This is a genomic window from Luteibacter yeojuensis (assembly GCF_000964085.1).
Classification (GTDB): domain Bacteria; phylum Pseudomonadota; class Gammaproteobacteria; order Xanthomonadales; family Rhodanobacteraceae; genus Luteibacter; species Luteibacter yeojuensis_A.
The window spans coordinates 15,078-28,004 of record NZ_JZRB01000039.1 but is presented as its reverse complement, the minus strand read 5'-3'; the positions used below and the strand labels follow the sequence as shown (position 1 = coordinate 28,004).

Below are 12,927 nucleotides of genomic sequence, written 5' to 3'. Positions count from 1 at the left end.
GATGGCTGCGATGTTCTTCCAGGGTACGTTGGGGTCGGCGCTTACGTATTCGGCATTCCGTCCTGATGGTGGCCAGCCTGGTCCGCAAGGACAGCCTGCCGGCGCCTGGGCCGGGCAAACTCCGACTCAGACTCACAATCAACGCGGCGGACTGACTCAGCACGATGCAAATGCGTTCCGCGTTTCCGGGCAGTCGCCTCAGCAACATCGCGATGAAGTCAAAACTTCACAGGCACCATAACGATGAACAAAATCCGCCTTATTAGCGCGACCTTCCTGCTATTAGGTTCGTACAATGCATTTGCGGAAGGTGCATGTCCCGCCGGCGAATACCCCCAACAGGGCCCAGGGTGGCAAGGATGTGTTCCCATTCCCGGATACCAGAAGAGCCAACCCGCCCAAGCCCAAAATTATTATCGGTCACATTTCGGGGCGCTCGCCGTGGATGCAAAAGCCGGTGTCATCGGCGCCACCATGACAGCTTCATCTATTTCAGCCGCCGAGGCCACCGCATCGAAAGAGTGCAAGGCCAAAGGCGGATCATCTTGCGATGTCTATGCATCCGTCGAGAATGCTTGCATTGCCATGATCGTTGGAAAATCAACGCTCAATGCGAAAGCGGCGAAGAGTAAAGAAGACGCTGAACAAGCAGGCATGTCCCTGTGCAATTCCGGGGACACAGAGTGCGTCGTCTACTACTCCGAGTGTGCTTCGCCATATCGCGCGAACTGAGTTCGCACGAAAGGATCGGAGCGGCATTTGATACCGCCGAACGGAAGCGTATGCCGCGATGCTTCAGACGCGTTCCTTCCGACTGCCGAGCATCTCTGCACCCTTGAGCTTCAACGCACCTAAGAATCGAATCTCAACGTAGGCGTACGACCATTGAAGCTCATCACGATCCTCGCTCTTGTCGCCTTCGCCGCGTTCTTCGGCACGGCATACGCCGAAGGCGGATGCCCTCAGGGCGAGTATCCGCAAGAAGGTCCGGGCTGGCGCACGTGCATACCCTTCCCCGCAAGTCAGAGCACCAACCAGCCATCGACCGGAACATTCGAGAATCGCTGGGGCGCGATCGCTATTGACGCGCAGCGTGGCGTGATGGGCACTGCGCTCGAAGCCAGGTCGGAGTCTTCGGCCCGATCCGCCGCGCTAACCAATTGCGAGTCGAAGGGTGGGAAATCGTGTGAAGTAAAGATCAGAGTCGCCAACGGATGCATGGCCATGACGGTAACTCCCGACGGCGTCTTTACGGACGGAGCCGGGTCAAAGTCTGAAGTCGAATCCAAAGGTCTGCAGCATTGTGGCGGGCACAGCTCGGGAAAGTGCGGCATCTATTACTCAGGTTGCAGCGCACCCGTGTTTGTCAACTGATGACATGAGTGAGTGGTATCTGGGACGGCACCGGTAACGTCCTGAGCGCGACGTACTAACTTCAAGGATTGATCTCAAACATGAAGTACTTAATCGCCCTATTCTTGCTTCTTTGCATGTCGACGGCGATCGCAGAGGGCGGGTGCCCGGGAGGGCAATATCCGCAGGAAGGTCCCGGTTGGCGAACGTGCGTGCCACTGCCGGGGGCATCCCAAGGCAGCCAGTCCGCAGCACCCCAACCCTATTGGGTCGACAAGTGGGGCGCCTTGGCAGCCAATACGGATGGGGACTTGAACGGGGCATCGACAGATCAAGAATCAAGGACGGCCGCTGTCGAGCAAGCGATCGCTAACTGCCACGCCATTGATGGGAAGGAATGCCACAACTTTGGTGCGTATCGAAACATGTGCATGGCTGTGGCCTCCGGCAACGGAGGCACCAGGGTTAGTGGCGGATCTTCGAAATCAGAGGCAACTCGAAACGCTATGCACGACTGCAGTGCCGCCGGCATATCGGGCTGCCACGAATACTATTCGGGATGTAGCTTGCCGTTGCGTATCAGGTAACAGCGTAGCCACTTCGAATGCTTGCATTCTCCAGCCAAGGACCATCTGCAGCGCATGCGAAGAGGCCGCCTCCCCAGAATCGCATAGGCAGGCGCCAAGGTTGCAGACAGTCGGCCGCTCACGATCAGGTAGCACTTCCATGAACAAGCGCTTTTTTTCCACGGTTTTCGTTCTCGCTACGGGCCTCTTGTGGGCCACGTTCGCCCATGCGGAACAGGGCTGCCCGCCCGGCCAAATACCACATGGCGGCACAAGCATGTCCACGTGTGGCCCTATTCCAGGTCAGCAGCCAGCAGAACCTACCGTCACCTATTACTCGCACTGGGGTGCTCTAGCGGTTGACCCCAAGAAAGGCATCATTGGCACGCAGGAAAACGCTGATTCCGAACGGCATGCGAAGAAGGATGCCCTCAGCGAGTGTACTAAAGCCGGCGGAACTGACTGCATCCTCGCTGTTAGCTACGTAAACGGATGTGTTGCGATGGCCACGGGAGACTCAGGTTACGGCGTGGTGGCAAAGGCCACCATCGAAGCAGCGAGGGACGGAGCAATGGCGAAATGTGAGCGCTTCGGTGGTGGATGTCACATCTACCATGACGCGTGCAACGTCCCGTCTGGGGCGGCTGCACGATAAATCGCTGCCTTTCCGCGAGAGATCGAACCGTGATCACATGCCGACACCCAACAACCTGTTGAAGACCATTCACAACCGGCACTACTGCAGAATGCTTTCAGGACTAGAGGGGCACCGAAGGATCAGACGATGAGAACATTTGCGCTTTTTCTCCTTGCAGCGGCCGGCACCGTGCTTAGCATGGCTGCACCTGCCGAACAGGGCTGCCCACCGGGCCAGATCCCCCATGGCGGAACGAACATGTCCACTTGCGGCCCTATTCCAGGTCAGCAGCAGCCAGCCAATCCCGATCCCGCTTGGGTGCCGCAATGGCAGGCAATTGCTGGGGATGCCCAAGCGGCCGTCCTCGGTACGTCGCGTGGAAAAAAGGATTCTGCGGAAGCTCAGCAAGCCGCATTGATTGATTGCACGTCCAAGGGTGGCTCCCGTTGCAAAATCTATTTCACCCAGGGGAATGGCTGCCTCTCAATGGTGACGGGCGCAAGGCAGATCTGGACCGACGGCGGGGCAACTCAGAGCCAGGCTGATGGGGGAGCGTTGGCCAAGTGCAAGGGCGGCGACTCCTCCTGCCAAGTCTATTACTCATCGTGCAACCTGCCAGTACGAGTGCAGTAGTCACTAGCCGCGCTAAAACGTCGTTCACATGTCAGAGCAGACCGCATCCATAAGTCAAGTTCGACCACAACGCCACGTGCGACAAAAATGGGACCGAGCGTCACTCGCATCAAACATGACAATAACGAAAGCATTCATTCTCGCGACCTTCTTTGCGCTGGCGTCGTCTGCCATTCATGCGGAAGGTGGGTGCCCCCAAGGACAGTATCCCCAAGAAGGACCAGGCTGGCGGACATGCGTCCCCGGCCCAAGATCGAATAGCAATGCCGCTGTGGCGCAACCGACACCACAGTGGAAAGACAGCTGGGGAGCGCTCGCTGTAACAGCAGATGGCCAGCTGAACGGCGAGGCTTCGAACAAGGCGTCGGAAAGTTCTGCCGTGGAGGCAGCCATCCGAGATTGCGAAGCCTATGGTGGCAAGGGATGCCACATGGCCAACACCTATCGAAACCAGTGCATCGCAGTGGCGGCCGGCGATAACGGCTCAAAGATCCGCTTCGGACAGTCGGAGGACGATGCCCTGGCGGATGCTATGCAGGCGTGCAGTTCGTCGGGCTACACCGAATGTCACCAGTACCACTCGAAGTGCAGCACACCCCAACGAATCAACTAGCCGCTTAGGGTCGAAGATCGAACTGTCCATGAGGCACTGGATGTTAAAGTTGACCTGCTATCTCATCCTCGTTGTCGGCATCCTGGCGTGCAGGCCTGCGCTCGCCGAACAGGGCTACCCACCCGGGCAGATTCCGCATGGTGGAACCGGCATGTCCACATGCGGCCCTATTCCCAGCCAGCAACAGGCACCGCCTGAACCCGCGTACGTTCCGCAGTGGCAGGCCGTGGCTGGTGACAAGACGATCGGCATCGTCGGCAGTGCGACAGGCCAAAGGACTGAAGACGCCGCCAAGGTCGCTGTATTGGATGATTGCAATACGAAGGGTGGAAAATCGTGCGAAATTCTCGGATCCGCAGGCAATACGTGTCTCGCCATCCGTCGGGCAGACAAACCTTTTTTTCGACTCATCGAAAGTATCAGCAAAGGCCGAGAGTGGTGCTATCTCGAAATGCAAGGCAGAGGAAGCTTCCTGCAGAATCCTCTACTCGGTGTGTAGCCTCCCCGTTGGGGTGCAATAGAGGATGTCGGTATCGTCATCTGCGATGCGGATACTTTGAAAGCTGCAGCGTCACATCCGGGTCGGCAGCGCCGAGATGATGTCCCGCCCGGCCCTTCAGATGTTCTTCCAAGATGTTCAGACCTGATTGGCAGCGCTTCAAACTCAAGGAGAAAGAGATGAAAAAGTTCCTTTTCGTAATGTTCCTCGGCGGCATGAGCACCGGCGCTTCCGCGGGCTACCAGTTCATCCCGTACTACGGCAACAATCCCTTCCTGTTCTGCACGCTGGGTGTGCCGCAGGATTGCTGGTTTCCGATCAGCAAGGAACTTGGCACGTACGGTGTGTCGAACTGGTACTGCTTCAATCCGGTCTCCGCCACGTTGTTCGCAACCGTCTGCCCGCAGGCGTTCGCCGGTGCGGCGATGAAGTCCGCGACGATGAGCGTCAAGGATCCCGCTGACGCCAGCCCTTGAGCCTTGATATACCCTGTCGACTTGGTATCGCGCCTCGCCCGTCGTAAACCCCATGCCACCGCGGAGACACACGCAGACATGAAACTACCGATGCGCCACCGCCTGGCCGCCCTCGCCCTACTCGCTCTGCCGGCATGGGCCTACGCACAGGTCGCCAACCCTTACGCCAAACCCACCGCCGCACCGTCCGCCAGCCAGGACAAAGGAAACCAGATGGATGAGCTCAAGGCGTTCGCTACGGGTGGGGCCAAGGTCCTGGAGGCCACGCGGGGCGACCTGACCGGCGACGGGCGCCAGGGCGCGGTGCTGGTCATCGATCCGCCAGGTGGCGCCGACGCGAAGCTGGGCGAGGGCCCTGCCCGCGACGTGGTGCTGGTCGTGCCCGATGCCTCGGGCCACCTGCAGAGGGCCGCCTCGAATGCCCGCATCGTCCCCTGCGCTACCTGTGGCGGTGTCGCGGGCGACCCCTACGGTTATACGAAGGTTCTCAAGGGCGAGTTCACCATCGTCGTCGGCGGGGGTAGCCGTGAACGGTGGTCAGATGAATACACGTTTACCTGGTCACCGGCCAGGAAGGACTGGCTGGCCACCCACGTGGTAAGGAAGGTTTCTGACAGCGAAACCGGCAAGGAAAAGGTCGTGGACCTCACGGCAAAGGACCTCGGCGGTGTAGCCTTCAGGGACTTCGATCCCACGCATGTGCCGGAGGCACATCTGCCGTAGCAGTTACACACCGCGCAGCCTAAGCGGTGGAAAGGCCCAAACCGGGCACCCGTAAGTCAAACAGGAGTTCCACATGGCGATTGATCGTGAAACACAGGTCCTGACGGACGCCTATGCGGCCGGTATCAGGAACCCAAAGGAACTGGCCAATTTCATGGCCCAGGTCACCCATGAATCCAATGGGCTGAACCGGCTCGAAGAGAGCTTCCGCTACACACGCAATATCCAGCAGATTCCCGTCCAGTCCGCCTGGCGCCAGGGCCCCGAGGCCCTCGATGCCGCACGCAAGGAAGCCCTGCAGGGCAAGCCGGAGAAACTCGCCGAGCTGATGTACGGCGGCCGCAATGGCAACGATGAACCCGGCGACGGGTGGAAGTACCACGGCCGCGGTTATATCCAGCTCACCGGCAAGGATAACTACCGTGCCGCCGGCAAGGCCCTCGACCTCGACCTGATCAACCACCCGGAACTCGCCGCCGAGCCGCAGAACGCGTCGAAGATCGCCACGTGGTACTGGGAGAACCGGGTGCCTGAAGCGGCGCGCGACGACGTCAAGGCCGCCACCAAGGCCGTCAACGGCAAGTACAACGGCCTCGAAGACCGCGAGCACCGCTACGCCGATTGGGAAAAGCGCCTCACGCCCGAGGTCATGAACCGCCTCGCCAGCGGCGAAGTGGGCCGCACGGCCGGCACGCCCGCCACGCCGACGGCCCCCGCCGCCGAGCGCACGCTGAAGGAAGGTATGAACGGCGAGGACGTCCGCAAGCTGCAGGCCGACCTCGCCCGCCTTGGCTACAAGGACGCCCACGGCCGCGAGCTCCACACCGATGGCAAGTTCGGCCCCGGCACGCAGGCCGCCCTCCAGGCCTTCCAGCGCGACCACAAGCTCCAGGCCGACGGCATCGCCGGCCCGAAGACGCGCGACGCCATCGGGGCCCAGAAGCACCTCGACAACCAGAAGATCGATAAGGCCGGCGCCACCGCCCTCGACAGGGCGCTCGTGGACCAGGCCCGCAAGGGCGTCCACGACATCGACGCGAAGATGAACCGCACGCCCGACCAGGCCAGCGAAAACCTCACCGGCGCCCTCGCCGCGAAGGCGAAGCAGAACGGCCTCACCCGCATCGACCACGTCGTGCTCAGCGACGACGGCAGCAAGGCCTATGCCGTGCAGGGCGATCTCAATTCGCCGCTGAAGAAGATGGCCGAGGTGCAGACCGCGCAGGCCGTCAACACGCCGATGGAACAGAGCACGGCAAAGATGGCCGGCACGCCGCAGGCCGAATCGCAGCAACAGCAGCAACAACAGCAACAGCAGCAGACCCAACAACCCGGCAGGTAAGGAGCCTCACCCCATGCGCGCAGAAGCCCTCACGACCATCCGCCTCACCGCGATGGCCATGGCCCTCACCACCCTTCTGGCCGCCTGCGACTCCTCGCAACCACCCGCGCAGGCCGCGGCGCCTGCCGCTGCCGCCACCGCACCCCAGGCCGCCGCACCCGCGGTGGCCGCCGGCCCGTCGAGCACGTGCCCCGCGCCGACGTTCGACGGTTTCCTGAAGCAGTTCACGGACGACCCGGCCGTGCAGAAGCGTTACATCGCCGATCCGCTGGAAAGCGATACCGTCGATGCCAACGCGGAGCCCGAGCCCGCGCCGGTGAAGAAGATGCTGTCGAAGGCCGAGGTCACCTTCCCGGTGATCCCGGACTCGGCGCGCCAGGGCAAGGATGGCCTTGTGATGAAGAAGACGGCGGAAGGCGACACGGGTTACGCCGTGGAGCTGGCCAAGCCGGATACCGATTACCAGATGACGTTTCATTTCCGCTCGGCGGACGGCTGCTGGCAGCTGGTTCGTACCGAGGATGATTCCCTCTGACCAGGAGTTACACGCATGTCTTACCAGGATGTCATGAACACCATGCTGCCCGCGCAGGGCCGCACCGCGCCGCACATCACCGGGCACTATGGCGAAGTTCGCCAGAAGGGTCCGCACGGCGGCTCGGATTTCAACTACGCCGGCGGCCAGTCGGGTGTGAACCTTGAGCACCCGGCCATCCATTCGCCCATCAGCGGTGAGGTCACCTTCGTGGGTGGCCAGTACGGCACCATCAAGATCCGCGACGCCGATGGCAACAGCCACGAGATCCTGCACACGCAGGCGCAATCGGTAAAGGTCGGCCAGCACATCGAGGTGGGTGACGAGATCGGCCACATGGGTGGCCGCGGCCCGAAGGGCTCGGCGCAGTACGCGCAGCACGTGCATTACCAGATGAAGGACAAGGACGGCCACGCCGTGAACCCGGAGGAGTTCTGGCGTAATCGTTCGCCGGGCCAGCCCGGGCACGCCCAGCCAGCGCACGGCCAGCCCGGCCACGCGGCCCCCGCCGCCCACCACGGCACCATGCGCGTGGGCGACAAGAGCGACGACATCACCGCCGTACAGGCACAGCTCAATGCGCTTGGCTTCCGCGATGAACGTGGCCATACGCTGATCGCGGACGGCCATTTCGGCGCCCACACCAAGGCGGCCGTGGAGAACTTCCAGCGCGCGCACGGCCTCGAGGCCGATGGCATGGTCGGCAAGAAGACGCTCGACGCGCTGCACGCGCAGGAAAAGGCTGGCCCGCGCCTTGATTCCGCCGCGCACCCGGACCACAAGCTGTTCCGCGAAGCCCAGGCCGCCGTGCACACGCTCGACGCCCAGCAGGGCCGCACGCCGGACCACGTGAGCGACCGCCTCTCGGCCGCCGCCACCGTCGCCGCGCGCAAGGAAGGCCTCACCGGCATCAGCTCCGCCGTACTGAACGACGACGGCAGCAAGGTCTACGTCGTCCAGGGCGACATGAACTCGCCGTTCAAGCAGGTGGCCGAGGTGAACACGCAGCAGGCGGTGAACACCTCGCTCGAACAGAGCTCGGCGCAGTGGAAGCAGGTCGCCGACCAGCAGGCCGCCACGCAGGCGCAGGCGCAGGCACCGCAGCAGCACACGCCGGCCCCGCAGGCCACGCAGCCCGCGCCGGGTCTCTAAGCACGTCAACCAGGAGCTACACATGGCAAACGAACTTGCTAAGGCACCCGTGAGGCCCCGTCGATGGCGACCCCATGCCATCGCCGTTTCCCTGCTGCTTACCCTGCCCTTTTCCGCCTCCGGTGCCACGATGAACAAGCCTGACGTCAAGCTCAACCCGAACCCGCGCATGCGCTACGCGATCACCGTGAAGGTGGATGGCGCGCCGGGCCCCTTCGATCGCATCGAAGGCTACGTGGAATACCGCGTAAGCAACGAGAACTGCGTGCCGCTCACCAAGGTCACCGGTGCCACGGTTGCGCCCGAGAAGCGCGTGCCGCTGCAGCTGACGCCGGCTGGCGGCAATGTGTACAAGGGCGAGGTAGTCGTCGACCTGCTGCAGGATGAGGATTACTTCGGCATGGGCGTGTGCCACTGGGGCCTCGTCGCCGCCAGCGCCGACCTCTTCGCCCGCAAGGTGGATTTCAGCCCGGCGATCTACAAGGACGATATCCTCGCCGGCAAGACCATCACCAGGTACTTCGCCAACGGCTCGTACGCGGATAACGACATGGAGCGCGTCGACATCGGCGAGAGCAGCCCGGCGGGCTACAAGAACGCGCATGACACGTTCGCCGTCTCCCTCACCGCCGAGGAGATGCATCAGTGACGATGGCATCCACTGACTACGCGCTGCTCGCGCAGGATAGCTACCACGACCCCCAACTCAACAAGCCGGTGCAGCTCGGTGGCCACACGTACCGTGCCATCGACACCATGAACAACCCGGTCACGGGCTTCCAGGCCACGGCTTACCAGCGCGAAGACACGCACGAAGTGGTCATCGCCTACCGCGGCACGGAGTTCGGCCGCGAGCCCGTGCAGGATGGCGGCGTGGACGCCGGCATGGTGCTTGCCGGCATCAACCTGCAGGAAAGCGATTCGGCGGCGTTCACGCAGCGCGTGCTCGATCGCGTGCACAAGGAATCCGAGCGCTCGGCGCACCCCATCGAGGTGACCGTCACCGGCCACTCCCTCGGCGGCACGCTGGCCGAGATCAACGCCGCGAAGTTTGGCCTGCACGGCGAGACCTTCAACGCCTACGGCGCCGCCAGCCTGAAAGGCATCCCGGAAGGGGGCGACACCGTCATCGACCACGTCCGTGCTGGCGACCTCGTCAGCGCGGCCAGCCCGCATTACGGGCAGGTGCGCGTGTACGCGGCCCAGCAGGACATCGACACCCTGCAGAAGGCCGGCTACCACGACGATAGCGGCCTCTTCAGCCTGCGCAACCCGCTCAAGGCCACGGACTTCGACGCCCACGCCATCGACAACTTCGTGCCCAACAGCAAGCTGCTGGGCCAGTCGATCATCGCGCCGGAAAACGAGGCGCGCTACGAGGCCCACAAGGGCATGGTGGACCGCTACCGCAACGACGTGGCCGATATCCGCCTCGGCATCTCGGCCCCGTGGGAAATCCCCAAGGCCATTGGCGAGTTCAGGGACACGGTGGAGCACAAGGCCGCGGAGCTCATGGGCGAAGGCGTCCTTGCCGTGGAACATGGGTTCGAGCACGTGAAGGAAGGCATCCACGCGGTCGAGGAGCGAGCCTCCAGCGCGTGGCACACGCTGACCCACCCGAAAGAGTGGTTCGAGCACGACAAGCCCACCGTCACGCTCGACCACCCCGACCACCCGGACCATGCGCTGTTCAAGCAAGCCCAGGGCGCGGTGCACGCGCTCGATGCCACGCATGGCCGCACGCCCGACAAGACCAGCGACCAGATCGCCGGCACGCTTGTCGTGGGGGCACGCCGCGATGGCCTCGCCCACGTGGATAGCGTGGTGCTGAGCGACGATACCCGCCGCCTCTACGGCGTGCAGGGCTCGCCGGACTCACCCACCCGCCGCCTCACCGATGTCGACACGGCCGCAGCCGCCCAGACCTCGTTGCAGCAAAGCAGTGAAGCGTGGCAACGCCAGGCGGAACTCGCACGCCAGAACCAGGCAGCGACCCACCCGGCGGCACGGATCGACCCGCAGGTGCCTCCGCAGGCACCCGCGCACGGCATGTAAAAAACCAAACGGAAAAGAGCGATGAGCAAAACCAAGGGGTATTGGGCGGCCGGGTTGTTCGTGGCCGCCCTGTTGGTGGGCGAGATGTTTTCGGGCTGGCTGGTGCTGGCGTTCCTGGGGCTGAAGGATGCGGCCCTGGCGTTCACCACCTATGCGGCTTACGTGCGCGCGCTGGACGTCCCCCAGTACGCCCCCTATGCATGGAAGATCAAGGCGGCCGGTGCCGTCGGTTTTGGCGTGCCACTCATCGCGTGGCTCGTCGTGCTGGTGCTGCTGCTCAGGAAGAAAAAGCAGGCCATGCACGGCGACGCCCGCTTCGCCCGCGCCGGCGACCTGCGCAAGCAGAAGATGCTCGACCCCGCGCCCAACGGCGTGCTGGTCGGCCGCTTCAAGGGTGACCTGGTTCGCCTGCCCGGCCAGCAGTTCGTGATCCTCGCCGCCCCGACCCGCTCGGGCAAGGGCGTGGGCGTCGTCATCCCCAACCTCCTCGATTACCAGGAATCGGTGGTGGTGCTCGACATCAAGCAGGAGAACTTCGACCTCACCAGCGGCTGGCGCGCCAGCCAGGGGCAGGAGATCTACCTGTTCAACCCGTTCGCCGAAGACCGCCGCACGCACCGCTGGAACCCGCTGAGCTACGTGTCGAAGGACCCGGCCTTCCGCGTCTCAGACCTCATGAGCATCGCCTCGATGCTCTACCCCGATGGCTCCGACGACCAGAAGTTCTGGGTCAGCCAGGCCCGCAACGCCTTCATGGCGTTCTCGCTCTACCTCTGCGAAAAGTGGGATCACGACGAGAAAAACGGCCTGCCGCTGATGCTGCGCGACAAGCCGACCCTGGGCATGATCTACCGCCTCTCGTCCGGCGATGGCACCGACCTGCGCGAGCTCTACGGCGCCCTGGCCCAGAAGCCGTTCCTCAGCAGCAACGCCAGGTCGGCCTTCGCCAACCTGCTCTCGCAGGCAGCGGAAACGTTCGCCTCCATCCTTGGCACCTTCAAGGAGCCGCTGAACGCGTGGCTGAACCCCGTGCTCGACGCGGCCACCAGCGAGGACGATTTCCAGCTCACCGACGTGCGCAAGAAGCGCATGACCATCTACATCGGCATCCAGCCCAACAAGCTGGCCGAAAGCCGCCTCATCGTGAACCTGTTCTTCAGCCAGCTCATCAACCTCAACACGAAGGAGCTGCCGCAGAACAACCCCGACCTGAAGCACCAGTGCCTGCTGTTGATGGACGAGTTCACCTCCATCGGCAAGGTGGAGATCATCGCCTCGGCGGTCTCCTACATGGCCGGCTACAACATCCGCCTGCTGCCCATCATCCAGAGCATGGCCCAGCTCGACGCGGTATACGGCAAGGACGTGTCGCGCACGGTCATCACCAACCACGCGCTGCAGATCGTCTACGCGCCCCGCGAACAGCAGGACGCCAACGACTACTCCGAGATGCTCGGCTACACCACGGTGACCAAGACCAACATCACCAAGAGCAAGGGCGGCGACACGCGCAGCAAGACCGAAGAGAAACGCGCGCTGATGTTGCCGCAGGAGCTGAAGGCGATGGGTACGGACAAGGAGGTGTTCTTCTACGAGGGCATCCCGCACCCGGTGATGTGCGAGAAGATCAAGTATTACCAGGATAGGTACTTTACGTCGCGATTGATGCCGAAAATTGACGTGCCTCAGCTCGTGGTTTAGTGGGATGGGGGATAATTCGGCCATGGACTTGGCATGTTGAAATCCCATCGCATCGCCGGCATGGCGATAACCACAGGTGTTGTGCTGTATTTCTTCTTGCGCGACACCCCGGACTCGCCAGCAAAAAACAAGGATCCACGGGAATGGGTCGCCATCGAAGTTGACGTCGGCGACCTTCCGATCCCTATTGATTCGGCTCTGCTGACGGCGACCTACACGATCGAGAACATCAGCTGCCTGAAGCCGCTGATGATCTCGGGAGCCACCGGTCAGCCATTCGTCACAACCTACATCGACCCACGGAAGGTCTCTCCGCATGCATTCCAAGCGAAGGTGCCGCTCGATCGCTTTGAGGATGATGACTACCACGGCCGCGGCGTTTGCCACTGGAAGATCTCGTCGGTCGACTTCAGATTACGACATGGAAAGCGTGACCTGAGGGCAGGCATGGGGAGCGAAGGCATCCTTGCATCCGGCTCGGTTCGAAGTTACATCTCGGAGTGGTCGGTCATGTCTGCCCCTACAGATTGGCCAGAGTATGCGCTCACTGACCGGAAAGCCGCGGAAATGAGCCAGTCGGGAAAAATCTATACGGTGACAGTTACCGCCAAGGATGATGCGCATGTGCCAGACAGAAAGTAG

The 12,927-nt window shown here is 62.5% G+C and carries 16 protein-coding genes; all 16 read left to right on the top strand.

All coding sequences use genetic code 11. The annotated features are described in order from the left end of the window. Window positions 1–243: 243 nt before the first annotated feature. The 16 genes from VI08_RS21485 (at window position 244) to VI08_RS16240 (ending at window position 12,927) form a co-directional block, all read left to right on the top strand. Complete coding sequence (locus VI08_RS21485) at window positions 244–732, top strand: DUF4189 domain-containing protein (RefSeq protein WP_084621578.1); 489 nt, start codon at window positions 244–246, stop codon at window positions 730–732. A gap of 153 nt (window positions 733–885) precedes the next feature. Then, a complete protein-coding gene (locus VI08_RS21480; RefSeq protein WP_084621577.1) occupies window positions 886–1,374 on the top strand; it encodes a DUF4189 domain-containing protein in 489 nt (162 codons plus the stop codon). Window positions 1,375–1,454: 80 nt separating this feature from the next. Then, window positions 1,455–1,940, top strand: coding sequence for a DUF4189 domain-containing protein (locus VI08_RS22605; RefSeq protein ID WP_084621576.1), 486 nt, complete (start codon window positions 1,455–1,457; stop codon window positions 1,938–1,940). 139 nt (window positions 1,941–2,079) lie between these two features. Further along, window positions 2,080–2,574, top strand: a complete 495-nt coding sequence (locus VI08_RS22600) for a DUF4189 domain-containing protein (RefSeq protein WP_084621575.1) — start codon at window positions 2,080–2,082, stop codon at window positions 2,572–2,574. A gap of 129 nt (window positions 2,575–2,703) precedes the next feature. Next, window positions 2,704–3,189 carry a DUF4189 domain-containing protein gene (locus tag VI08_RS21465; RefSeq protein WP_084621574.1) on the top strand — a complete coding sequence of 162 codons (486 nt, stop codon included), beginning with the start codon at window positions 2,704–2,706 and terminating at the stop codon, window positions 3,187–3,189. Window positions 3,190–3,217: 28 nt separating this feature from the next. Beyond that, a complete protein-coding gene (locus VI08_RS21460) occupies window positions 3,218–3,802 on the top strand; it encodes a DUF4189 domain-containing protein (RefSeq protein WP_084621573.1) in 585 nt (194 codons plus the stop codon). A 40-nt stretch (window positions 3,803–3,842) separates the two neighbouring features. Next, window positions 3,843–4,301 (top strand): DUF4189 domain-containing protein, encoded by a 459-nt coding sequence (locus tag VI08_RS21455; protein WP_198148979.1) that lies wholly within the window; start codon window positions 3,843–3,845, stop codon window positions 4,299–4,301. A gap of 179 nt (window positions 4,302–4,480) precedes the next feature. Then, entirely contained in the window at window positions 4,481–4,777 is a 297-nt protein-coding gene (locus VI08_RS16280) for a hypothetical protein (RefSeq protein ID WP_045830669.1), read from the top strand. Between the two features lie 90 nt (window positions 4,778–4,867). Beyond that, complete coding sequence (locus VI08_RS16275; RefSeq protein ID WP_052698019.1) at window positions 4,868–5,500, top strand: hypothetical protein; 633 nt, start codon at window positions 4,868–4,870, stop codon at window positions 5,498–5,500. A 73-nt stretch (window positions 5,501–5,573) separates the two neighbouring features. Next, the gene (locus tag VI08_RS21045; RefSeq protein ID WP_052698018.1) at window positions 5,574–6,842 is read left to right on the top strand and encodes an XVIPCD domain-containing protein; all 1,269 of its coding nucleotides are present in this window, start codon (window positions 5,574–5,576) and stop codon (window positions 6,840–6,842) included. Window positions 6,843–6,855: 13 nt separating this feature from the next. Then, on the top strand, window positions 6,856–7,377 hold the full coding sequence (locus tag VI08_RS16265; protein ID WP_052698017.1) for a hypothetical protein: 522 nt from the start codon (window positions 6,856–6,858) through the stop codon (window positions 7,375–7,377). 15 nt (window positions 7,378–7,392) lie between these two features. Beyond that, a complete protein-coding gene (locus VI08_RS16260) occupies window positions 7,393–8,529 on the top strand; it encodes an XVIPCD domain-containing protein (protein WP_052698016.1) in 1,137 nt (378 codons plus the stop codon). A gap of 130 nt (window positions 8,530–8,659) precedes the next feature. After that, window positions 8,660–9,178 (top strand): hypothetical protein, encoded by a 519-nt coding sequence (locus VI08_RS16255; RefSeq protein ID WP_052698015.1) that lies wholly within the window; start codon window positions 8,660–8,662, stop codon window positions 9,176–9,178. Window positions 9,179–9,180: 2 nt separating this feature from the next. After that, window positions 9,181–10,584: an XVIPCD domain-containing protein gene (locus tag VI08_RS16250; protein ID WP_045830668.1), complete on the top strand. Its 1,404-nt coding sequence runs from the start codon at window positions 9,181–9,183 to the stop codon at window positions 10,582–10,584. A 21-nt stretch (window positions 10,585–10,605) separates the two neighbouring features. Next, entirely contained in the window at window positions 10,606–12,285 is a 1,680-nt protein-coding gene (locus VI08_RS16245) for a type IV secretory system conjugative DNA transfer family protein (protein WP_045830667.1), read from the top strand. 33 nt (window positions 12,286–12,318) lie between these two features. Next, window positions 12,319–12,927, top strand: coding sequence for a hypothetical protein (locus tag VI08_RS16240; protein WP_045830666.1), 609 nt, complete (start codon window positions 12,319–12,321; stop codon window positions 12,925–12,927).